Source organism: Fusibacter ferrireducens (assembly GCF_015352425.1).
Lineage (GTDB): Bacteria > Bacillota > Clostridia > Peptostreptococcales > Acidaminobacteraceae > Fusibacter_A > Fusibacter_A ferrireducens.
The window spans coordinates 395,904-420,151 of sequence record NZ_JADKNH010000002.1 but is presented as its reverse complement, the minus strand read 5'-3'; the positions used below and the strand labels follow the sequence as shown (position 1 = coordinate 420,151).

Sequence of the window (24,248 nt, the reverse complement as noted above, 5' to 3'; positions counted from 1 at the left end):
AGTAGGCAATACAACCTATTTCCAATGGATTTTTTTTAAAACAACAAGATTTGAGCCAAAAGCTGTGCCGAGGAATGTTCACCCTCAAACAGCGTCAGCGAAAATCGTTTTGTGGCATCGGAGATGATACAAATGTTGTTGTATGCAAGATTTGAGCCAAAAGCTGTGCCGAGGAATGTTCACCCTCAAACAGCGTCAGCGAAAATCGGTTCGAGTCATCGAGAGATGGCTAGAATGTTGTACGCAAGATTTGAGCCATTATTTTAGAGCTTCGTAGATCTTTTCTAGATTTTCTGTCATGCGCGTGATATAATCCTTACCATCTTCATGAGAAGCGATCGTGTAGATAACTTCCACTTTTGCACCCACTTCATTGGCAAGTGTTTCAGAGACTTTTGGACTTACCATATCTTCTACAAATATTGTCGTTATATTGTTTGCAATACAGTATTCCACGAGTTCTTTTAATTTTTTGGCACTGGGTTCACCAGTTGCGAAGACGTCTTGAACACTATTTTGTGTCAACCCGAAGTCTCTGCAAAGATAGCCAAATGCCGCATGTCCCGTCACAAAATTTTTATTGGATACAGTACTCAGTTTAGTGGCATAATCATCATACAGGGTTTCTAATTGAGCTTGAAATTCAGAGTAATTGGTCTCATAAAAGGTTTCGTTAGAAGGATCAATTTCTATGAGCGCTTTTTTGATATTACCCGCTTCTATCTCAGCATTTTTTAAACTGAGCCAAACGTGAGGATCGAATTCACTGTGATCTTCTTCAGCTTCTGCATCTGCAAATTTAATTGGGATAACCCCTTGTGAGGCTTCTACCACAACAAGATCGCTGTTTTCAACTGCATCCAATGTCTTATCCACCCAAGCAGATTCCATGCCCATTCCACTATAAACAAATAATTGAGCCGTATTTAAAGTTTCAATATCAGATGCTTTAGGTGAGAAACTATGCGGTTCAGTACCATCGGGAATAATCGATTGGACGCTGATTTTATCTTTGCCTACTGCTATGGCAAATTCTCTCATGGCATCAAAGGAGACGACTACGTTGAGCTTGCCTTGTTCGGTACTCGAAGCCTCTGATGGAGCTGGTGAGACATCTTTGTCGACATTGCTATTGCAAGCTGAAAGTGTGAGTAAAAGACTTATTGTAAGTAAAATAACAGCTAAATTTTTTAACATTTTTGAACTCCTTTCAATATTTTAGTTGCAAATGGTTCGCATTTGCAATTATAATATAATATATAGAGTGACCTGTCAACAAAATAGTTTTAAGGAAGGCATAAGATATGATCGAAATCCGAAATCTATATTTTTCATATTCTAATCAGTCGATGTATGTGTTAAATGATATAAACTTAGTCGTCAACAGAGGAGACTACATTTCAGTACTGGGTGAAAACGGTTCAGGTAAGAGTACCTTGATGAAATTAATTTTAAAGATGATTCCCCCTACTGCTGGCAATCTTAAAAATGACTTTTCAAGAATTGGATATGTTCCCCAATTGTTTGAATCTTTGAACACACAATTTCCAATTACAGTCTATGAGATATTGGACAGTTATCGCAAGACACTTAAGATTAAAGACAAGAACTGTATTGAAAACGCGTTGGCAATCGTGAATATGAGCGCCTTTAAAAACAAGCTCATAGGCACTTTGTCTGGGGGGCAGAGACAAAAGATCTTCATTGCACGTGCATTAATGGGACAGCCAGATTTACTGATTTTAGACGAACCGTCCAGTGGCATCGATATAAACAGCCAAGACGAAATCTATCGTTTGATTAAAAAAATCAATGTTGAGCAGGAAGTTACTGTGATTTCAGTTGAACACAATCTCAAGGCCGCAATGGATAATTCTTCTCATATCTATCATTTGAAAAATGGCGGTGGACATCTATGCAAACCCGTTGATTACATCAATGATTATGTGAAATCCAGCACAGGAGGTAGAGGCAATGTTTCAATATAGCTTTATGCAAAATGCTTTTATAATAGCGCTTTTGATTTCTATTCTTTGTCCTGTGGTGGGGATGTTTTTAGTTTTGAGAAGATATTCCATGATTGGAGATACTTTGGCCCATTCCTCTTTGGCAGGTGTGGCCATTGGATTGATGCTGGGTTACAATCCGATTATAAGTGCTTTTGTGACCACATCCGTATTTGGGGTATTGATTGAAATTCTGAGGACATACTATAAAAAATATGCAGAGTTAATTCTATCGGTGATTCTGTCACTTTCGGTGGGTATTGCCATAACGATTATCAGCTCTGGACACGCACATGCCAATGTTGAGACATTTCTATTTGGCAGTATTTTAACCGTAACACGTGTGGATTTGTGGACCGTTCTAGCGCTGAGTTTATTCTCGATAGCTGTGATTGCCATCTTTTATAATCAGTTGGTTTTTATCACATTTGATGAAGACGGTGCGAAAATTGCAGGTGTAAAAGTCAAGTGGATCAACTACATTTTTGCACTTCTCGTGGCGGCGACGATTTCGGTTTCAATACAGATTGTTGGCGTGCTTGTACTGAGCTCGCTTATTGCATTGCCACCAGCTACAGCTTTACAACTCAATAAGGGTTTTAAAGCGACATTGGCATTTTCGATTTTAATCAGCATGATCAACCTTATTTCCGGGTTGTTTATTTCTTACTACATGGATGCGGCACCAGGTGGTGTGACGGCAATCATGTCAGTGGTAACCTTGCTCTGTGTCATTGTCTTTCAAAAATTCAAAGATCATATCAGGCAGAAGTGATTTGAGCGATGTAGATGTAAAGTGATTTAAAGATGAAGGGAGCCCGTTCTATGAAACAAATGGAAACATGTAAAAAGGTTTTTATCAATGTTGGTATAAAGTACTCTAAACAGAGGGCAATTATTTTAGAATTGCTGAATGCCTCAGAGCAGCCTTTAACCGCTGAAGCACTTTATCAGAAAATATTGGAAGCAGAAGTTTCAATGAATTTGTCAACGGTATACAGAGTTTTGGAGCTGTTTACAGTTAAAGGATTAGCAACTAAAAATTATATTGGAGATATGAATAAGGCTCTCTATGAGCGAAATCGCATGGAGCATAAACATTACTTGATTTGTCTGAAATGTAAACGCAATATCCCTATCTATGAATGCCCAATTGAAAAGTTTGGAAAATATCTAGAAGAAAAATTAAATATTGATATCGTGAGCCACAAAGTTGAGTTATATGGCTATTGTTCAGACTGTAAACAATAAAGGGCGGTGCGAGCTCTTGTAAGAGACTTTCAAATTGCAAATATATTTGAATTCATATGCCATGCTTTGATAAAAAAGGTGACGCTTATGCCTGAGATAAATTGTATTGAGCCGATTAAAAATGTTAAAATAGATTGCAAGGTGTCGTTTAGAATTTTTTTTTCAATGCCTTGCCAATACAATTATATGAGGAGCAGACCTATGAATTTGGATCAAAATAGAGATCAAAATGGAGATCAAAATCAATTTTCACCAGACATTGTGGCAACTATGGAAGTGCTGAGAAAACACCCAAAGGTTGAAGCTGTTCTTGAAAGCATTAGAGCAACAGATAACGTGACGATACAAGATCAAATTGAGATTTGCGAAATTAATGCGCCATCTCATCATGAACAAGCTAGGGGCATCGATTTTAAAAGACGGTTAATAGAACTGGGACTTGAAGATGTTCAGATAGATGAAGTTGGAAATGTTTTAGGGTTTATTCATGGGGATAAAGAAGGTCCTGTATTGCTCTTGTCTGCACACTTGGACACCGTGTTTGACTTGGATACCGATACAAAAGTGCGCCATGAAGCTGAAAGGCTATGTGCACCGGGCATATCGGACAACACACGCGGATTAGCTGAAATTCTTGCTGTGGCGCGTGCAATAAAATCTGCATCCATAGAGCTGATGGGAACACTTGTGGTCTGTGGTAACGTATGTGAAGAAGGTGAAGGTGATTTAAAGGGCATAAAACACCTCTTTAGAGACAATGCACCTTTTGATGGGTACATGACGCCTGATGGAGGTTACATAGGCAGAGTCAGATATAAGGGGACTGGGAGTCATCGATATCGTGTGACTTATCAGTGTAAAGGTGGACACAGCTTTAATGATTTTGGAAATCCTAGCGCTGTTCACGCTATGGGAAGAGCAATTGCAAGCATATCTGATCTGGTGCCGCCTGAACATCCTAAGACGACATTTACAGTGGGCGTGGTATCTGGTGGTACATCCATCAATTCCATTGCAGGTCATGCAACGATGCTTTTGGATATCAGATCCAATGCACATGATGCCCTATTGTCATTGGAATCGGAAATTGTTGAAAAGATAAAGGCTGCAGTAGAACAAGAAAATAACAGGTGGCAACGTGATGCGGTTGCTGTACATTTTGAAATGATCGGTGATCGTCCTTCAGGAGCACTAGAGCCTTCGGAACCCATTGTTCAAGTAAGCTGTATCGCAGCTGAACTCTTAGGACATGCTTATGAAGTGGCAGAAGCGGGGAGTACGGATGCGAATTACCCAATTAGTCTTGGCATTCCTGCAATACAAGTGGGTTTTGGCGGCAGGGCAGGTGGTGTTCATACGCTCGAGGAATGGTATGAACCCAAGGGCTCTTACCAAGGACCTCAAAAACACTTTTTAACGACTTTGGCACTTTTAGGTGTCAAAGGCATATCGAACCCCATATTGAAAAAGAGAAAATAGAATTTATTCAGGGACATTGTGATCGCAATGTCCCTTTGTTATTAATGCAACAAGATTTGAGCCATAAGCTGTGCTGAGGGATGTTCACCTTCAAACAGCGTCAGCGAAAATCGTTTTGAGGCATCGAATGATGACTCAAATGTTGTTAATGCAACAAGGTAGCATTTTACAGACGCCAAGAAAATTTATGGCTAAAAATGGGCACATGAATAACGCAGACAGAGAGAAAAATGATATAATTTATGCATTATATAAAGTCTTTATGAGGGGGCAGTATTGAAAGCATATGGACAGTTTATAAAAAAACATTGGAGTTCTTTCTTAATGGCTGTGGCATTTCTTGGGCTTGAGACTTTTTCGGATCTGATGCAGCCCATGCTGGTGTCCAAGCTAATTGATCAAGGCATTGTTGAAGAAAATATGGCACTTATCGCACATTATGGGGGACTAATGCTCGGTATGACGTGTATAGGTATGGTTGGTGCATTAATGCGCAATTGGCTTTCTTCCAATGTTTCTTTTTCCATTGCAATGGAACTCAGAGAAATGCTCTATGAAAAATTATTGACTTTTCCCATGCTCAAAGTAGAGGGGATGGAAAGAGGGTCCTTAATTACCAGATTGACCAGTGATGTGACTCAAGTTCAACTCTTCATCAATGGTCTTATGCGCATTTTTTTAAAAGCGCCTTTACTTGCAATTGGCAGTTTTATTATGGTTTTAAATCTCAATAGGCGATTTTTAAGCGTGTATCTTGCGGTAATTCCCTTGGCAATTGTGCTTGTGAGCGTAAACTTAAAGATTGGCTATCCTCTTTACGCTCGAATTCAAAAGGTTGTGGATCGATTAAACCAGAACACTATGGAATTTTTAAGTGGCATTCGAACTGTGAAAGCCTTTAATCGCTTTGATTATGAAAATCAAAAATTTCACTTAATAAGTGATGACTTAAGACAGATTACCACGAGAACGATGCGAATCATGGCAGCTTTTGGCCCTGTGATTTTACTGATAGTCAATATGGCAATTGTGGCAGTGCTCTACAAGGGAAGTGCCTGGGTGCACTCGGGTGAAATTGGCGTTGGAGAGATTGTGGCTTTTATCAATTACATGACACAGTTCTATTTTGCATTATCTGTCATTACACGTGTTTTTAATGTGTTTGTAAGGGCGAAAACGTCTGCCGCAAGAATTTCAGAGGTGATTGCTTATGAGGATATAGAAGAGATGAAAGCCGTTCAAATGCCAGAAGCACTTCATCTGACATTTGATAACGTTTCATTTCGATTTGGTGAAGGGGAAGAGACTTTAAAAGATTTAAATTTTAATATAGAATATGGCGCGTCCATTGGTATTCTAGGTAGTACGGGATCAGGTAAAACGACATTGATCAGACTCATAAATGGGATTCTAAAATCCTCATCAGGAGCAGTTAAGATCGGCGGCATCCCTTTAGATCAAATTTCCAGTGATTTTTTGAAAAAGAACATTGCCTATGTCCCTCAAAACAATATGCTTTTTACAGGCAGTATTGCAGATAATTTAAGATATGGCTCTGAAAACGCCTCTGAAGCAGAGATGTGGCGTGCGCTTGAGATTGCAATGGCAAAGCCATTCGTCACTGCAATGCCTGATCAGCTTGAAACGCTTATTGGAAAGAATGGCGTCAACATATCAGGCGGTGAAAAACAGCGTCTATCCATAGCAAGAGCGATTATTCATCAGCCTAAAATATTGATTTTAGATGATTCCACCAGTGCGCTTGATGTGCTGACAGAGAGAGCGCTTAAGCAACATTTGAGAGATCTGGGAGATTTAACCTTAATTGTCGTGGCACAGAAAATCAGTTCTGTAATGGATCTTGATCGTATCATTATACTCAATAATGGTGAAGTTGAAGCTTTTGGAACTCACGAAGAACTTCTAGAGACATCTCCAATTTATCTTGCAATATATCAAGCTGAACTTGGACAAAATGGAGGTGGTGACCATGACTCAAAGTTCTAAAAAGGGCAATATGGGTGGTATGTCCCGAGCGTCAAGCCGATTTGGAAACAAAGTGAGGCCTAAATCACTCAAAGAGACCTTAAAGAGACTTTTAGAAACTTTTATGTCTGAGAAAAAAGCACTTGTTTCGGCTGTGGTTATGGTGATCGTTGCTACGACAGGCACAATCACCGTGCCTTATATGATCGGAAGGGCCACCGATGCCATTATAAACGAAGAGACATTATTGCTCACCACACTGGTTGTAATGTTACTGTGTACTTATGTGTTGATTTCATTTTTAAATTGGTTGGGTGAGTTTATGGTGACAAAAGCTTCTCAAAACGTCGTCCATAAGCTTAGAACTCAACTCTTTCAGAAGATGGAGTCTCTGTCTCTTGCCTACTTTGATAAGCACGCTCATGGGGATATCATGAGTCGTTTTACAAATGACATTGATGCAGTGAGTAGTGTCATGACTCAAGCAACAATTACTTTTCTGAGAAGTACCTATACGGTGGTAGGGATTACCGTGTTGATGTTCTGGATGAACTCTATTTTGGCATTGGCGGTACTCTTCAGTGTGCCCCTTATCTTTGGTTTATCTAAAATGATTTCTAAGAAAACCATCCATCAATTTAAAGGACAGCAAAAGGCATTGGGTAAAATAAATGCAATGGTGGAAGAAACGGTCTATGGCCTTGATATCATTCAAACCTTTGGCAATGAGGACAACATGCTCAAACGGTTTAAAATAGCAAATAAAGAGGCCTATCACTATGGTCGAGCGGCTCAAATTTGGAGTGGCCTCTTGATGCCGCTGATGAATGTCATCAACAATTTGACGTTTTCCATAGTGGGGCTTTTAGGCGGTTATTTGGTGATAAAGGGACATGTGACAGTGGGGGTAGTCACCAGTTTTATAGCCTATTCGAGACAGTTTGTACGTCCGCTCAATGAGCTTGCGTTTATTTATAATAGTTTGATGTCAGCTGTGGCAGGTGCAGAGCGAGTCTTTGAAATCTTGGATGAAGTTGAGGAAATAAAAACGTTCAGTACTGAAAAACCGCCAGTTGAAGGGCATATTGCGTTTGAATCGGTTTCTTTTAGATATGAATCAGATGTCCCCGTCCTAAAAGATATCAATTTTGAACTTCTCAAGGGTCAACGTGTGGCGATTGTGGGGCCAACAGGTGCGGGTAAGACTTCCATTGTCAATTTGCTTTCCAATTTTTACAGAGCAAATGAGGGACAAATCCGTGTGGATGGTAAAAATATATTAGAGTATGATTATGCATATTATCTAAGTCAATTTGGCATTGTATTGCAGGATTCATATCTTTTCAGTGGCACGATTTATGACAATATTCGCTATGGCAAGCTCGATGCCACTGACGCAGAAATCAAAGCTGCCACAAAGCTCACCGGGGTTCATGATATGATCAATAAATTACCTCATAAGTATGAGACCAAGTTGACTTTTGGTGGGCTGAATATCAGTCAAGGTGAACGCCAGCTCATTACCATTGCAAGGGCACTTATGGCAAATCCTAAAATCCTAATTCTCGATGAAGCCACCAGTAGTGTGGATTTAAAGACGGAAAAGGAAGTCACAAAAGCCATGACTGAGCTTCAAAAAGGACGGACTTCAGTGATCATTGCCCATCGGTTGAGCACCATCCGGGACGCTGATCTCATACTCGTTGTAAAGGATGGACAAATCATAGAGCAGGGCAATCATGAAAGTCTTATGCGTCAACAGGGGTATTACCATCAGATGCTGAGTAAAGCCTAGCGGTGATGGCATATAAAACGAAACACCTGGTATTGTATTTTATCAGAGTAGCGAGATTAAAAAGGGGTAAAAAATTTCATAGAATGGAGGTGTGTTATGGAAGTTTTAAAGAAACTACCGGAAATGGATTTGACGGATAATGAAACCGGCTGTTGCCCGAGATTTCACCCAGAAAAATGGCATGATCAAATCATGAACCTTGAAAATTATCAATTTGTAAAAGTGTTCACTAAAAGTATGCTGCATATGCCACTGAATATGGGCAAGGTTTTTTCAAAGACAATGAATGAGATTACAGCAGCTGGTGCAGATGTAAAAGACAAATATTTAATTTTATCTCGTGATTTGAGTGCGTGGAAAGCAGAACATTACTTTTTAGTCGAAAAAGAAGTTCAAGGACTGGAAAACACTAAACTTTCTGGCGATTTTTTTACAAGCGTATATGAAGGTGAATTTAAAGAAATGCCAACATGGATGAAGGACCTTAAAGAAAAAACGAATGGCAAAGGTTTAGAGACGGATGACTTTATGGCGTTTTACACAACCTGTCCCAAATGCGCAAAGCATTACGGTAAGAACTATGTGGTGTTATTTACTAAGATTAAAAAAGATAAGAATTAAACTACAACAGCGACTTGTGAATTGGCATTTAAAGTGGATGCTTACTATGGTATGATTTAGAGAGTATTCTGGATATAGCGTATTCGGTTTATAAAATCAAAATGAATAGCGAGGTTGTAAAATGCCAGATCAAAAAAAAACACATAAGAGACGTGTCAGATATAAAGGAACTCACCCAAAGACTTATAAAGAAAAATATAAAGAACTACAGCCAGAAAAATATGGAGATACAATAGCGCATGTTATACAAAAGGGGAGTACGCCTGCAGGGATGCACATTTCAATTTGTGTTAAAGAAATATTGGATTTCTTGCAAATTAAACCGGGACAGACAGGTCTTGATGCGACATTGGGTTATGGTGGGCATACCCTTGAAATGCTCAAGTGTTTAGAGTCAAAAGGGCATATGTATGCACTGGATGTGGACCCTATTGAACTGCCACGTACCAGAGAACGACTAGAAAAGCTTGGATATGGTCCAGAAATTTTAACCATCAAGCAATTAAACTTCGCCAATATAGATCAGGTTGTAGCAGAATCAGGTCCACTTGATTTTGTCTTAGCTGACCTCGGTGTTTCATCCATGCAAATTGATAATCCAGATCGAGGCTTTTCTTATAAAACAGAAGGCCCTTTGGATCTAAGATTAAATCCAAAGAAGGGGATTTCTGCTGCAGAGCGATTAAAGAAAATTTCACAAGAGGAATTGTATGGTATGCTGCTAGAAAATGCAGATGAACCCTATGCAGAGGAAATTGCACGTGCGATTGTTACTGCCGTTAAAAAAGGCAGGCGTATTCAAACGACCAAAGAACTCAGACAAGTGATAACAGATGCGCTTAAAGCAGTACCAGCGAGCAATCCAGAAGAAGCCGTCAAAAAATCATGTCAGAGAACTTTTCAGGCACTTAGAATTGATGTCAACAGTGAGTTTGAGGTGCTTTATGCCTTTTTAGAAAAATTGCCAAATGTACTTGCCAAAGGTGGGCGTGTGGCGATTCTCTCCTTTCATTCAGGCGAAGATCGTCTGGTCAAAAAATCATTTAAAAAATTATTGCGTGATGGCGTTTATAGTGAAATCGCGCAAGAGATCATTAGACCATCAGCAGAAGAGTGCAGTATCAACAGTCGAGCACGTTCAACCAAGATGCGATGGGCCATTAAGGCATAGTATACACGAGAAACAATCCGTGAAAAATGATTCATGAGCAATAATGCCTCAGAGATAATCTATGATAAGAAATTAGAGCTCTAATGGTTTAAGAGGTGTTAAAAGATCTCTCTTTATTGTACAGATAAAGAGAGGTTTTACTTTTTGATGTGGCGTATTATGAGATAGGAGGCAGGAGATGGAGTGGATTAACCGATTAAATGATGCTATAAAATATATTGAAGCAAATATAACAGGTGATGTAAGCATAAATGAAGCCGCGAAATTAGCTTGTTGTAGTACTTATCATTTTCAAAGAATGTTTTCATATGTTGCGGATATGCCTTTATCAGAATACATTCGCAGAAGAAAGATGTCACTTGCTGCTGTGGACCTTCAGAGTGGTAAGCAAAAAGTGATAGATGTTGGACTCAAGTATGGTTATGATTCACCAACCGCATTTAATCGCGCATTTAAAAGTGTGCACGGCATTACACCTTCCAGTGCAAAAGCATCTGGTGTAAACCTCAAAGCATATCCTCCAATCAGCTTCCGAATAACGATAAAAGGAGATTGTGAGATGAATTACAGGATTGAAAAAAAGGATGCCTTTAGAGTAGTAGGGGTTTCAGCACCACTGGATAGGGAGATCGAAAAGAATTTTGAAATTGTACCTGCCATGTGGGATAAAGCTGTAACGGAGGGTACAATTCCAAAGTTAGCGGCGATGATGGACAGCAAACCCAGAGGCCTCTTAGGGGTATGTTCGTGTAATGAACTTGAGGATTGGCGTTACTATATTGCAGTGGCATCTAATGGCCCGATAATTGGTGATTTAGAAGAATACACAGTGCCTGAGGCAACATGGGCGATCTTTGAAGGTCAAGGCACAAATCTATCTATTCAGGAATTAGAGAAGCGTATTGTAACAGAATGGCTGCCTACCTCAGGCTATGAGTATGGCAATGCACCAGATATAGAAGTCTACCTAAATCCTGATCCACAGGATGCTAAATTTGAAGTATGGATTGCTGTCGTTAAAAAGGAAGAACAATAACCAGTTCATTTTCAAAAAAAATTAAAAGCAAGTGTATGCCAATAAAGGCTGATCATCCTCTGTGACGTTTTGAGAATACCATAGAATGTCGACTTAAAAGACCTAAAATGGCATATTTTAAAGTTCGCATAATGTCCCTCATTTCATAAATTGATTGATTATAACATAGCATATTGTGTGAAGACGCTCAGGATAACGAAGTGCTTATTAAAGGGGAAACTGTGATCTGTGCACTTGGTCAAAGACCGAGAAGAGATCTTGTAGATGCTTTATTTGATACAGTACCACAAGTGGCAACAATCGAACTGGACTTTCTTTGATGGAAGGTCCAGTTTTTTTATAAACAACAAAATTTGAGCCAAAAGATTTACGCGGGGTACTAACCGCGAAAATCGTCAGCGAAAATAGTTTTGAGTCATGACATATGACTCAAATGTTGTTAGTATGATGGCGAAGCAATTATGAAAAAAAAAATAATACAATAAAATAATTAATATTATAACATTATTTTAGTTTGTTAATTTTATGTTAAATGCTATAATGTTTTATATCAAATCATTATATAGAATATAAAGGGGGTCAAAAATTGAATCTATCCATTAGGCGAAAACTGATTGTCATATCAAGTCTACTCTTGATCATTCCAGTGGTTGCCATAGGTGTAACAAGCTATTTTTTCGCAAAAAATCAGTTGACGTTAAAAGGTGAAACCATCTTAAAGAACGGTGTTAGGCAGGTGATGCAGCTTATTGATGCCAAAAAAGTGGAAGTTGAAAGAGGCACAATTTCACTTGAAGAAGCACAAGAAGAAATTAGAGTAATGCTCCTTGGCGTTAAAGATGCAGATAATAGCCGCCCCATCAGTAAAAATATTGATCTCGGGCCAAATGGTTATTTTTTTGCATATTCCATAGATGGGGTTGAAGTCATGCATCCCTCACTTGAAGGCACAAATGTATGGGAAGTTGAAGATAAAAGTGACGCTGGGTTTAAGCTTGTTCAAGCTCAAATTAAGGTAGCCGAAAATGGCGGGGGCTTTGTAACTTATGCGTGGACACTTCCAAACTCTGAAGAGATCGGGGAGAAAGTGACCTATCAGGAGTTGGATTCAGATTGGGGATGGGTCGTCTGTTCAGGCGCATATGTAGAGGATTTTAACAAGGGTGCAGATGTCATTCTCATGGTCATTTTCCTTGTGCTCATACTATCATTGATTTTAGGGCTCCTTGTGATCACGTTGTTCTCCGGGAGTTTTGCAAAACCAATTAAAGCGATTTCAACATCCCTCATGGAAGTTTCAAAGAATAATTTGATGGTTTCAGAAATTCACGTTGACACCAATGATGAAATTGGCATATTGGCATCTGCATATAATACAATGCTTCACAATGTTAGGGAGCTCGTAATTGCGATGCAAGCCTCATCTAGCGTAGTTACTGAACTTGCAGGTTCACTGGTTGAAGTAACAGACCAGACGACACATGCCATCAATGAAGTGGCCAAGACAATTGGAGAGGTTGCCGAGGCGGTCAACGAAGAAGCGACACTTACCGAGGAAGCCGTGGGCAAAGTCAGTGAGCTTTCAAGAAATATCGATGGCGTAAAACGCTCCACCAATACCGTAGATAAACTTGCATTGGATGCAGATGAGCAAAGCAAAAGAGGATTAGAAACGGTTAAAGAACTCATAAATGCCACTGAAGCTACCAATGTTGCCACTGAAAAGATCAGCAATGCGATTGCCAATGTTTCGGACAGTACAGGTAAAATTCATACGATTACAGATGCCATCACTGGTATTTCTGAACAGACCAATCTTTTGGCACTGAATGCTTCAATTGAAGCGGCAAGGGCTGGTGAAGCTGGACGAGGATTTTCGGTTGTGGCAGATGAGATCCGTAAACTGGCAGAACAGTCTGCAAATCAAGTGAGTGAAATCAAAAACATCATCAATGAGATCAATGCGCATTCACATCTTTCTGTGGAGACAATGAGCGAACTCAAGAAGGTGACGGATCAACAGAATCGCTCTGTGTCATCAACTCGAGTACAGTTTGATGCCATTGCAAAGGGTATTGGAGATCTGAGCAGTGAACTCGTCAATATTGATAGAGATGTGGAGCAGATGCTCAAATTGAAAGAATATATTGTAGACGCCATGACAGGTATTTCTGCGTCAACAGAAGAAACTTCTGCAAGCACAGAAGCTGTTTCTGCCAATACCGAAGAACAACTTGCCGGTATGATGGAAATCAGTGAACAAACGGCAAGTCTGGATATGCTTTCCAAGGAACTTGAGGAAATTATCAAACAGTTCAAAATTTAGAATTTTGGCCTGCTAAAAATTTGTAGATTTATTGAAGCAGGTAAATCAGGAGAAGAGATTTAATGGGAAAGAAGTGGATGTGGACATAAATTGTGCCAAATTTAACTTGTTCTTTTAGAGGTTTCATTGTAAGATAGATAAGCAATGTTGTCGGTATAAACTTTGAGATGCTGATGGCATTGCTTATTTTAAAGTGAACTTACAGGAGTGATTAAATAGATGCAATTTTATTATGCGCCGCTGGAAGGTGTTGTAGGCCATGTTTATCGAAATGCACATAAGGCGAATTTTAAGTATATTGATAAATACTTCGCTCCCTTTATTGTTTCTGATCAAAAGAAGGGATTCTCCACAAAAGACTTGGACGATATTCTATTAGAAAATAATAATGGGCTGATTTTGGTGCCTCAAATTCTTTCCAATAATGCCTCTGATTTTATCCATACAGCTCAAAAAATCAATCAAATGGGGTATTCTGAAATCAATCTCAATCTGGGTTGTCCCTCTAAAAAAGTGGTCTCTAAAAATAGGGGTTCAGGATTTTTAGCCCATAAAGAAGCGCTTAATGCTTTTTTAGATGACGTCTACAGTAGTCAGATCGCGCAGCATGTGGCATTTTCGATAAAAACAAGATTGGGTAAGACACATCCAGATGAGTTTTATGCGCTTATTGAGATCTTTAATCGCTATCCCGTTAAGGAACTCATTATTCATCCAAGAATACAGACGGACATTTATCACAATAAACCCAATTTGAAAGTGTTTAAAGAGGCGCTTTCTTTGAGTCAAAATCCCCTTTGCTACAATGGCGATATCTTTACAGTATCGGACTATACAACGTTTACAAATGCCTTTCCTGAGGTAAAAGCCATGATGCTTGGAAGAGGTTTGCTCGCAAATCCAGACCTAGTAAATGCGATTAAGACGTACTCCAAAATAGATAAAAGTGTATTGAAAGCATTTCACGACGATATCTATGCTGGATATCGACAAAGCCTTATGGTGGAGCGGAATGTTTTGAGCAAGATGAAAGAAATCTGGTACTATTTGATTCAGAGTTTTACAAATAACGAGACTTATTTGAAGGTCATTAGAGCGGCAATATCTTTTGTCGATTATGAGGCTGTCGTTGAAAGACTCTTTGAAGAACAAGAAATTGATGTTCACTCTGGATATTCGCAATAGTGCCTTATAGAAATAAGAAAGCATGCAAATGTGCCCTGTAGGGGTTAAAAGATAAACCGACCGCTTAAAAATTAGACTAAAAATCTAATGCTTAGGCAGTCGGTTTTATAATTTTAGAATAGAGCAATTCAAATTTAGATGAAAAGATTTTAAGCAGAATATATGGGTATCAAGGTGATGAGAGTGCTTTACAACATAGAGGGTGTACTGATGGCAATAATAAGCAGCATGCTAAGCACAGAGTGATGCGACATAAAAGTAAATTAAAAATACATATAGGGAGGCATAGCGTATGAAAAAAATTGAAAATAAAGTAATGCTAATTACGTATTCAGATTCCATGGGGAACAATTTGAAAGATTTGTATGCCATACTAGAGCAGTATTTCAATGAAGCCGTTGGTGGTGTTCACCTTCTGCCCTTTTTTCCGTCTTCAGGGGATAGGGGATTTGCACCGATAAACTACCATGAAGTTGATCCAACTTTTGGAGATTGGCGTGATGTTGAGAAATTGGCAGAGCACTATTATTTAATGTTTGACTACATGATCAATCACATTTCAGCTCAAAGTACATATTATCAAGACTTTCTTAAGTACAAAGATCAATCCAAGTACAAGGATTTATTCATCAGATACAAAGATTTTTGGGCCAATGGAGAACCAACACCAGAAGAAGTGGATGCTATTTACAAGAGAAAGCCCAAGGCGCCTTATGTGGACGCTCATTTTGACGATGGCACTGTGGAAAAAGTTTGGTGTACTTTTGGTGAAGAACAAATTGACATCAATTGTAAGTCAGATGTGGCGAAGCAATTTATAAAAGATAACTTGACAGATCTTTGCAGTCACGGTGCGGCGCTTATCAGATTGGACGCATTTGCCTATGCCACTAAAAAAGCAGGGACAAGCTGTTTTTTCATCGAACCCGATATTTGGGAGTTTTTAGACGAATGCGCAGACATTTTAAAACCCTATCAAGTGGAATTGCTCCCTGAAATACATGAGCACTATACGATGCAAAAGAAGATTGAAAGCAGAGATTATTACGTTTATGATTTTGCCTTGCCAATGCTCTTAATCCACGCAATATACTATGGGGATGCTCAATATTTACAGCATTATTTAAAAATATGTCCACATAAGCAATTTACAACATTGGATACACATGATGGCATCGGTGTGGTGGATGTGAGAGACCTGTTACCCGATGATGAAATAGAGAGAACAAAAGAGGCCATCTTTAAATTTGGCGCCAATGTTAAGAAAATATACAATACGGCAGCTTACAATAATCTGGATATCTATCAAATCAACTGCACCTATTACTCAGCATTGGGCGATGACGATGACGCTTATTTACTTTCTCGTGCAGTTCAATTCTTTGCACCAGGCATTCCCCAAGTTTACTATGTTGGTCTTCTTGCAGGTAAAAATGATTTGAAATTGCTAGAGACAACAAAAGAAGGGAGAAACATCAATCGGCATTACTACACACTTGAAGAAATTCATCAAGAAGTTAAAAGACCCGTTGTCCAAAGCCTTGTGGATTTAATGAAATTTAGGAATACGCATCCAGCATTTAACGGTACTTTTGAAATGGTGGCGTCAGAGCCACATCGGATTCATATTAAGAGAACATATGGTGAACACTCTGCGGAACTTATCGCAGATTTTGTGACGAAGCAATTTGAAATTAAGGCAACAGAATATTAATAGATATAGCTTATAAACAGGATTAAAACCACTTCTCAATGGAGGTGGTTTTTTAATGGATATCCTTAGAAGTTACTTTATGAAATTAAGGGCGAAATGAAGGCGCAAGCGTAGAATGCAAGTGGATGATGTAAGTTAGTGATATCAGTGGACGATGCAAGCTAATGGTACAAGTTATTTAATTGAAGTGCAATGGAGTATTTAAATAATGTGAGCGCATCCTTGAGATCAATATTAAAAATGGCCTCAATCTTTTGAAGTCTATAGCGCAGCGTATGTCTGTGGATAAAGAGCTTATCACTTGTGACTGACAAGTTATAATTATTTGAAAAGTAAATTTTGAGCGTTTCTACATAGTCACAATTGTGAATGGCATCATAGTTCATAATGGGGATGATGGTTTCATTGAGCAATCGAAATATATTTTCGCTTGCATTGTCGTGTCCCAGCATTTGAAACAAACTCACGTGCTCATAACTGCATACGCCTTTTTTGGCCTGAATGGTTTTTAGAATATCGTGTGACATCATGGCTTCAATATACAATTTTGATATTGAAGAAAAAGTATTGGTGTGACTGCTTATGCCCAAATTCATTGAGAAATTGGGATTGCTATCAGAAAGTGTAGAGATGAGTTCCTGCATTTTGTAGATGAAGCCTGAGATCATATCGGTCCTTATCAAAATCACATGATGATCTTGATACTTTTCAAATAAGTAATTAGAGGCAATTTTTGAAAGTAGGGAATCAAAGCAATCTAGAATGTATTCGGTATCAGATTCCAATATGAAACCATGATCTGCTTGCTCTATGGAAAAGATCATAACTGTCAAACTGTAGGGCTCATTAAAACCACACTCGATGAGCTCATTTAGTTTTGTTTCTGATATCATTTTATTTTCAATAAAATCTGCTAAGAGACTCTCTTCACCGATATTATGTTTTGCTTTACCATTGTTGATATTCTTAATAATAACCCTCGTGAAATGTGAAAAAGTTATTTTTTTAGGAATCTGTATAATGGGAAAATGATATTTCTCACCTTGTTGTTTAATGTAGTCTGGAATTTTGTCAATATAGTATCCAGGTTGTATAGCTAAGCCCGCAAGCTTTTTTTTATGAAGCGTGTAGATCAAATTTTTATGCAATTCTTCATTGTCTAAATTGTAGCCAGTGGTTATCAATAATTCGCCAACCTGCAATGAATTCAGTTCGTCAAGTATTTCCAACATGTTAATCCAAATTATTTCATTGTCCAAATGTTCATTGCCACAAATGACTTCCGAATCTCTTAGCATATCCAGTTCTAATAAATTTTTGATTTTAAATCCCATTTAGTCCAGTGCTCCCTTCTCTAAAGGCTGTATGAGTCTGCTTATTGGATAAATTATGAGAGAATCCAATTCTATTATACATATTGTACAACAATATTCAAATAATTCCGACAATTCGCAAGATGAAAAAAAATAGAAACTCCTATATGATTATTCTGAGAGCATTTAAACGATCTGAACACAAGGTATTCATGAAGATAGAGGTTTGTCCAATCTTTAATCTTTAACCTTTGGCATACAATCAACGATGAAAGGAGAAAAAATGGCTACTGAAATAATCGATCAATTAAAATCTGTCATATCGGAGGCTGAGATCATCCATATCATAAAAGAATTGGTCAAAAGACCTAGCTATCCAGGTGTTGAAAATCAAGAGACTTCTGTGGCGCTATGGATTCACGACTTCTTTGTGGCGGCAGGTATCCCAGCTGAAATCATCCCCGTAATAGATGGTAGATGCAATGTGATTGCGAGATTAAAGGGCAAAGGCAATGGTAAGCGCTTGATGTTAACTGGTCATTTAGATACAGTCCCCCCTTATGATATGCTCGGTGATCCCTTTGAAGTAATTGAAGAGGATGGCAAGCTAAAAGGGCGAGGTGTGGTGGATATGAAGGGGCCTCTGGCTTGTATGATTGCAAGTATGGTCGCATTAAAGCGGGCAAATATTGCTTTACAGGGAGATGTGATCTTTGCAGGTGTCATTGACGAGGAAAATAAAAGCGAAGGGACGATTCACCTCATAGAATCGGGTATACTAGCAGACGCGGCTATTGTGGGGGAACCTACGGAATTAAATATTTGCATAGCTCATAGAGGCCTTGAATGGTTTCAATTTGACTTCCAAGGCAAAACCGTTCATGGTGGCAAACAAAAAGAAGGGATTAATGCCATCGGTCAGGCCGTGAAATTTATTCAACGCGTAGATTCGGAACTGATGCCAAAGATCGAGAGTAAAACACATCCTATTATCGGCACGTCTTCTATGAATTATGGCTTAATACAAGGCGGTACACAACCGAGCACGGTGGCAGGAGCGTGTTGCCTGCAGGTTGATCGTAGATGGGTTCCCAGTGAAAGTTATGACCAAGTTGTACAAGAATATCAAGATATTCTGGATGCATTACACGATGAAGATAAAAATTTTCGATGTACGCTGAAAGTATTAGATGTGAGTCTCATGAAAAAGGGTTATGTCCATGAGGCTATGGAGATTGAAAAGGATCATCCCATTGTTGATATCGTCACGAAAGCGACAGAGCAAATCACTCAAAATAAACCTAAGCAGACGTATTTTCAAGCTTGGAGTGATGGGGGGCTATTGAGTCGTTACGCCAAAATACCAACAATTGTCTTTGCGCCAGGGGATTTGGAAAGCGCTCATTCTGCAAATGAGTTTCTGGAAATATCACAGATCAGACCTGCAGTTTTAATTTATGCAATGACGGCAATTGAATTTTGCAGATAACACTCAGGTCAATGGGTTGTAAATAGAGATGGAGATCAGTGAGATGTCATCTTTATTATAAAAATTTAAGTAGGGGGGAAATAATGAGTATTAATTCAAATCAAGGAAATGAAAAAAAGAAAAAGTTTAAAGTGCCACATGTGTATGCTATTTTATTAATTTTTATGGCTATTTGTACCCTTTTAACTTATATTATTCCAGCAGGCCAATACGATATGATTGAAAATGCCAGTGGGCGAACAGTGGTAGATCCCAATTCGTTTCAATATATTGAATCCACATCACTTGGCCTCTTTGATTATCTCAAATCTGTTCCACAAGGGATGGTGGAGACGGCTCAAATTATCTTTTTTATCTTCATTGTGGGAGGCGCATTTTCTGTTGTTCAATCGACAGGCGCCATTGAAGCCGGTTTAGGTAAAATAACCAAAACCATGTCGGGCAAGGAAAGAGCCATTATCCCCATCGTCATGGTTGCCTTTTCTCTTGGTGGTGCTGTATTTGGAATGGCAGAAGAAACCCTGCCATTTATTCCGATTATGGTCACCTTGGCAATTGCTTTAGGATTTGATTCAATAACAGGGATTGCAATGGTACTAGTGGGTGCAGGGGCAGGCTTTGCAGGCGCATTTTTAAATCCTTTTACAGTAGGTGTTGCACAAGGCATTGCAGAATTGCCTTTATTTTCGGGCATTGGCTTTCGCATTATTGTCTACATCTGTATGACCACTTTGGCCATCTCCTATGTCTATTGGTATGCAGGACGCGTGAAGAAAAATCCCAAGATCAGTATCATGCATGAGTTTGATCAAACGCGTGAAGACGTTCTCGATTTAAGTGTCCTCAAGGCCTTCACTCTAAAAGATAAGTTTATTCTTATGATTGTTTTGGCCACCATTGGTTTGCTCGTCTTTGGCGTTATGCAGTACGGTTGGTATATTCAAGAAATTTCTGCTCTTTTTCTTGGCATGGCCATTGTCGTTTCTTTTGTGGCGAACATGGGTCTAAACGGATTCTCAGAGAAATTTATTGAAGGTATGGCGAGTCTTGCTGGGGGTGCAATGGTTGTGGGATTTGCCAGAGCAATTTTAGTCATTTTAACACAAGGCCATATCTTAGATACGATTCTCTATGCGACGTCCACTGGCGTCTCTCAGTTACCTGCTACTTTAGCAGCTGTGGGCATGTATATATTTCAATGTTTCTTAAACTTTGTGGTGCCTTCTGGAAGTGGTCAGGCAGCAGTGACAATGCCGATTATGGCGCCGTTGTCAGATTTGGTAGGTGTAACGCGTCAAACCGCTGTATTGGCCTATCAATTAGGGGATGGTATTTCCAATATTTTCACTCCGACATCGGGTTATTTTATGGCTGGTCTCGCTTTAGCTAAAATTCCATGGAACAAGTGGGCTAAATGGATGATACCATTAGTTGTACTGCAGTATCTTCTTGGCGGTATATTAGTGACGATTGCACAGAGTATAAAATGGGGACCTTTCTAAATTGATGCAGAAAAATGGATGAGAATTATACAAGAAACGGTACTAGGAAGACAGGTGACATTGGCACAAGCACTTGCGCTCTACACCTATGAAGCGGATGTGGCGGGCCTTTTAATCAGTGCTACGGATGTGTACTCACTATATCCGCCCAATTTGACGCCTCGTGTCAATCGAGAAGTCGTCGGTATCGTAACACAGGTAGATCTACCAGATTCCAATCCCGAAATGGATGAAGAATGGCTTAAACTTTCTGGTTGTGATATAATCTATAAAGTGAGTGCTTACACTGGTGAAGGTTTATGGCAGATTTTTGAGCACTTAAGAGAGCCGGAAGATGTATTGGCATGGGATGAAGACCAATTTTAAAAGCAGGAGATTGGATGAATAGGTGGAGAATAAAATATGAATAAAGAGGCCTTGATCAGAGAAGCTCGGCAATTTATGGAGCAGACAGAAGCCAATTACATTACAAGTGAGATTGCGATTTCTGAAAAAGTAGTGGGATTAAAAATCTTTGAAGAACCTATTTTTGCATTTGGTGATGCAGAAGATGCCTACTTTTCATCATTTAAAGGGCCCTCGGTGATCGGTGAATCCTTTATGTCCCCTAAGGAGTGGTTGCCTGAGGCAAAAACGGTTATATCATTTTTCTTACCCTTTACGAAAGCCGTAAGAGAAAGTAATAGAGTGGATAAATTGTTCCCGTCAGAGGCTTGGTTGCACGGACGCATCGAAGGGCAACTTGCCGTTCGTAAGTTGTGTGAATATTTAAATCATAAAATTGAATCCGAAGGGTATATCAGTAGAATCCCCTCTTTGGACGAGCAATTTAAGATTTTTAAGAATTTTGAAGCCTCTATAACGCCTTTTTCAAGCAATTGGTCGGAAAGACATGCGGCATTTGTTTGTGGGCTTGGAACTTTTGGCCTTTCTAAAGGACTCATTACAGAAAAGGGGATGGCAGGCAGATTTGGCAGTATCGTTACCAATTTAAATTTAGAGAAAACTCAAAGAGCTTATAAGGATATTTATGAATATTGCACTCTGTGCGGTGCTTGTATTAAAAAGTGTCCTGTGGATGCAATTGATATTCAAACAGGAAAAGACCATATTTTATGTTCTGATTACGTGGATCAGATAGAAGAAAAATATAAACCCCGATATGGTTGTGGCAAATGCCAAGTTGGGATACCCTGTGAAGCTAAAATACCAAAGCCATTTACTAAAGGTTAAAGAAATTGCCTTTTTTAAATGGCTTTTTTTACATATACAACATCATTTTTTTAAAATCCTAATAGACCGTCCACTGTATTCTATATAGCCTTCACTCTGTAATTGTGTCAGAACTCTTGATAAAGAGGTGCGTTGGATACCGAGCTTTTCTGAAAGTGCTTTTTTACTAAGGGGTAAAATAATTGGATTTTGGTTTTGTCTTTTATATTCACTTTCAATAAAATCAAGACACATTTCTCTGATGCTTTTCGTTGAGAGTACCTTAATTTTTTGAGTCAAAATAAAAGATTTATCGGATAGGCTCATGAGAAAATTTTCTAAAAAATTTTGATTGGTTTGACAGAACTTAAGCACTAGGGCTTTAGAAAACTGCATAATGACGACATCGGTTAAGGCTATGATCGTCATCGGGTAAAAATTGGCCTGTGAGAATAAGACGTTGCCCCCAATGTTATCTCCAGCAGAGAATTCAGTCATTGTAAGTAAGTTGCCATTGATGTCGATCTGCTGAATAATGACTTTTCCTTCAAGTATAAAATCTAGGTGCGTACAGGTTTCAAGTTCTAGGTGAATTATATTTTGGGGGTTGAAACTTTTGATGGAAACGTGATCCTTTTTCATAATGCTTTCAAGTTGAGCGGTGCTAAAGTCACCGAAGAGATCAGACGATTTAAGGACATCAAGATAAGCTTTTTTCATATAAATTCCCCCTTGCTCAAAAGTGTATCATAGGTAACACTTTTCTTTTTAAGTATAGTATATGATTGTTTTAATAAGTAATCAATATTAAAGTGAGGTGTCGATATGACAGTAGGATTATGGAGTGTAAGTTTAATCGCATTACTTTTTTCGCTTTATAAAAAGCCTTTAGAGACAAAGAGTGCACTTGGCATGGCATCTAAAATGATTAAAAATATGCTCATTCAAATTGTGGGTATTTTATTTCTAATCGGTTTCATGCTCAGTATGTTGCCACCCGAGTTGATTAAAGGCGTACTGGGTTCTTCAAATCAGTTGTTCTCCACCGTTGCTGGTGCATTGCTTGGCAGTGTAACCATTATTCCCGCATTTGTGGCCTTTCCACTGGTGGCCTCTTTTCTCAAACTCGGTGCAAGTGTGCTTCCGGCGATTGCTTTTTTAACCACTTTAACAATGGTGGGAATTGCAACTTTTCCCATTGAAAAAGAAGCTTTTGGACTCAAATTTACATTAGTACGAAACGGTTTGAGTTTTGTATTTGCCATTATTATTGCATTTTCAATGGGGGTGATTTTAAGATGAAAAAATTTAGAGTGTTAATAGGCGTTGCTATTTTATATGTGAGCCTATTTGTATTATTTCCTGCAAAAGGACAAGAATCCCTGTTTAACACATGGTACTATATCAAGGAAATGCTTGAGATTATGCCAGTGATTCTTGTTTTGACAGCGCTCATAGAGGTTTGGGTGCCTAAGCCCTTTATAGAGCAACATCTTGGAGAATCATCGGGCTTAAAAGGAAATGTGATGAGTATAATACTCGGGAGTATCTCAGCTGGTCCGATCTATGCCGCTTTCCCCATAAGCCTGTCGCTCATAAAAAAGGGTACCAGTATAGAAAATATTGTGATTATAATCAGTGCTTGGGCTGTTGTTAAAGTGCCAATGTTGGCCAATGAGGCTAAATTTTTAGGGTTTAAATTCATGAGTATAAGATGGGCTTGTACGGTAATTGCAATTGTAGTCATGGGGAGACTTGCAAAGCGATTTGTATCCAAACAAGAGGTTCTTGAGCATATAAAAAGCCAAGAAAATGAGCGCGTCGTATCTAAAAAGATTCAAATTAACGAGCGAACTTGTGTCAAATGTATGCTCTGCGTAAAAGCAATGCCAGAACTCTTTGAATATAATGGAAAGGTGTTGATCACGTCGTTGCTTGACGAAATTGACACTAAGTTGACTGACAACGACTTCGTTCAAAGCCTTAATAACGTCGCTGATAGATGTCCTGTAAAAGCAATAGAGATGCAACTCAGTTTAGAATAAGACTGTCTTTTTAGTTTAAAAGCATAAAATACCGTTTAGAAACATAAAATACCATTCAGTTATCAGAGCAAAAGATAATTGAATGGTATTTTAAATCATTCGTATTTTTCGAGATTA

General features: G+C 38.8%; 21 protein-coding genes. 18 read left to right on the top strand and 3 right to left on the bottom strand.

Annotated elements, in window-relative coordinates; translation table 11 throughout:
• Positions 1-258 precede the first annotated feature (258 nt).
• A complete protein-coding gene (locus ISU02_RS04935; RefSeq protein ID WP_194700676.1) occupies positions 259-1,197 on the bottom strand; it encodes a metal ABC transporter solute-binding protein, Zn/Mn family in 939 nt (312 codons plus the stop codon).
• Between the two features lie 107 nt (positions 1,198-1,304).
• Between ISU02_RS04935 and ISU02_RS04930 the strand changes: the two genes are divergently transcribed.
• From ISU02_RS04930 to gtfA, 12 genes are all read left to right on the top strand, one after another.
• Entirely contained in the window at positions 1,305-1,988 is a 684-nt protein-coding gene (locus ISU02_RS04930; protein ID WP_194700675.1) for a metal ABC transporter ATP-binding protein, read from the top strand.
• On the top strand, positions 1,975-2,781 hold the full coding sequence (locus ISU02_RS04925; RefSeq protein WP_194700674.1) for a metal ABC transporter permease: 807 nt from the start codon (positions 1,975-1,977) through the stop codon (positions 2,779-2,781). The genes ISU02_RS04930 and ISU02_RS04925 overlap by 14 nt, the downstream gene beginning before the upstream one ends.
• 50 nt (positions 2,782-2,831) lie before the next feature.
• Positions 2,832-3,257: a Fur family transcriptional regulator gene (locus ISU02_RS04920; RefSeq protein WP_194700673.1), complete on the top strand. Its 426-nt coding sequence runs from the start codon at positions 2,832-2,834 to the stop codon at positions 3,255-3,257.
• Positions 3,258-3,458: 201 nt separating this feature from the next.
• Positions 3,459-4,736, top strand: a complete 1,278-nt coding sequence (locus ISU02_RS04915; protein ID WP_194700672.1) for a M20/M25/M40 family metallo-hydrolase — start codon at positions 3,459-3,461, stop codon at positions 4,734-4,736.
• Between the two features lie 276 nt (positions 4,737-5,012).
• Entirely contained in the window at positions 5,013-6,743 is a 1,731-nt protein-coding gene (locus ISU02_RS04910) for an ABC transporter ATP-binding protein (protein WP_194700671.1), read from the top strand.
• Positions 6,727-8,517 (top strand): ABC transporter ATP-binding protein, encoded by a 1,791-nt coding sequence (locus tag ISU02_RS04905; RefSeq protein WP_194700670.1) that lies wholly within the window; start codon positions 6,727-6,729, stop codon positions 8,515-8,517. The genes ISU02_RS04910 and ISU02_RS04905 overlap by 17 nt, the downstream gene beginning before the upstream one ends.
• 96 nt (positions 8,518-8,613) lie before the next feature.
• A complete protein-coding gene (locus ISU02_RS04900) occupies positions 8,614-9,138 on the top strand; it encodes a hydrolase (protein WP_194700669.1) in 525 nt (174 codons plus the stop codon).
• A gap of 121 nt (positions 9,139-9,259) precedes the next feature.
• Complete coding sequence (rsmH, locus tag ISU02_RS04895; protein ID WP_194700668.1) at positions 9,260-10,309, top strand: 16S rRNA (cytosine(1402)-N(4))-methyltransferase RsmH; 1,050 nt, start codon at positions 9,260-9,262, stop codon at positions 10,307-10,309.
• 178 nt (positions 10,310-10,487) lie between these two features.
• A complete protein-coding gene (locus ISU02_RS04890; protein WP_194700667.1) occupies positions 10,488-11,345 on the top strand; it encodes an AraC family transcriptional regulator in 858 nt (285 codons plus the stop codon).
• A gap of 586 nt (positions 11,346-11,931) precedes the next feature.
• The gene (locus tag ISU02_RS04885; protein ID WP_194700666.1) at positions 11,932-13,671 is read left to right on the top strand and encodes a methyl-accepting chemotaxis protein; all 1,740 of its coding nucleotides are present in this window, start codon (positions 11,932-11,934) and stop codon (positions 13,669-13,671) included.
• A gap of 219 nt (positions 13,672-13,890) precedes the next feature.
• Positions 13,891-14,856, top strand: coding sequence for a tRNA-dihydrouridine synthase family protein (locus tag ISU02_RS04880; protein ID WP_194700665.1), 966 nt, complete (start codon positions 13,891-13,893; stop codon positions 14,854-14,856).
• Positions 14,857-15,148: 292 nt separating this feature from the next.
• Positions 15,149-16,570: a sucrose phosphorylase gene (gtfA, locus tag ISU02_RS04875; RefSeq protein ID WP_194700664.1), complete on the top strand. Its 1,422-nt coding sequence runs from the start codon at positions 15,149-15,151 to the stop codon at positions 16,568-16,570.
• Between the two features lie 161 nt (positions 16,571-16,731).
• Here the strand turns inward: gtfA and ISU02_RS04870 are convergent, their stop codons facing one another.
• Entirely contained in the window at positions 16,732-17,904 is a 1,173-nt protein-coding gene (locus ISU02_RS04870; protein WP_194700663.1) for a PucR family transcriptional regulator, read from the bottom strand.
• A 262-nt stretch (positions 17,905-18,166) separates the two neighbouring features.
• Between ISU02_RS04870 and ISU02_RS04865 the strand changes: the two genes are divergently transcribed.
• The 4 genes from ISU02_RS04865 (at position 18,167) to ISU02_RS04850 (ending at position 22,107) form a co-directional block, all read left to right on the top strand.
• Positions 18,167-19,372: a M20 family metallopeptidase gene (locus tag ISU02_RS04865; RefSeq protein ID WP_194700662.1), complete on the top strand. Its 1,206-nt coding sequence runs from the start codon at positions 18,167-18,169 to the stop codon at positions 19,370-19,372.
• An 83-nt stretch (positions 19,373-19,455) separates the two neighbouring features.
• Complete coding sequence (locus ISU02_RS04860; RefSeq protein WP_194700661.1) at positions 19,456-20,874, top strand: YfcC family protein; 1,419 nt, start codon at positions 19,456-19,458, stop codon at positions 20,872-20,874.
• 18 nt (positions 20,875-20,892) lie between these two features.
• Positions 20,893-21,240 (top strand): EutP/PduV family microcompartment system protein, encoded by a 348-nt coding sequence (locus ISU02_RS04855; protein WP_194700660.1) that lies wholly within the window; start codon positions 20,893-20,895, stop codon positions 21,238-21,240.
• Positions 21,241-21,276: 36 nt separating this feature from the next.
• On the top strand, positions 21,277-22,107 hold the full coding sequence (locus ISU02_RS04850; RefSeq protein ID WP_194700659.1) for a 4Fe-4S binding protein: 831 nt from the start codon (positions 21,277-21,279) through the stop codon (positions 22,105-22,107).
• A gap of 42 nt (positions 22,108-22,149) precedes the next feature.
• Here the strand turns inward: ISU02_RS04850 and ISU02_RS04845 are convergent, their stop codons facing one another.
• The gene (locus tag ISU02_RS04845; RefSeq protein WP_194700658.1) at positions 22,150-22,806 is read right to left on the bottom strand and encodes a Crp/Fnr family transcriptional regulator; all 657 of its coding nucleotides are present in this window, start codon (positions 22,804-22,806) and stop codon (positions 22,150-22,152) included.
• Positions 22,807-22,911: 105 nt separating this feature from the next.
• On the opposite strand from ISU02_RS04845, the gene ISU02_RS04840 reads away from it, so the two are divergent.
• Positions 22,912-23,388 carry a permease gene (locus ISU02_RS04840; protein WP_194700657.1) on the top strand — a complete coding sequence of 159 codons (477 nt, stop codon included), beginning with the start codon at positions 22,912-22,914 and terminating at the stop codon, positions 23,386-23,388.
• Entirely contained in the window at positions 23,385-24,131 is a 747-nt protein-coding gene (locus ISU02_RS04835; RefSeq protein ID WP_194700656.1) for a permease, read from the top strand. The genes ISU02_RS04840 and ISU02_RS04835 overlap by 4 nt, the downstream gene beginning before the upstream one ends.
• Positions 24,132-24,248 lie beyond the last annotated feature (117 nt).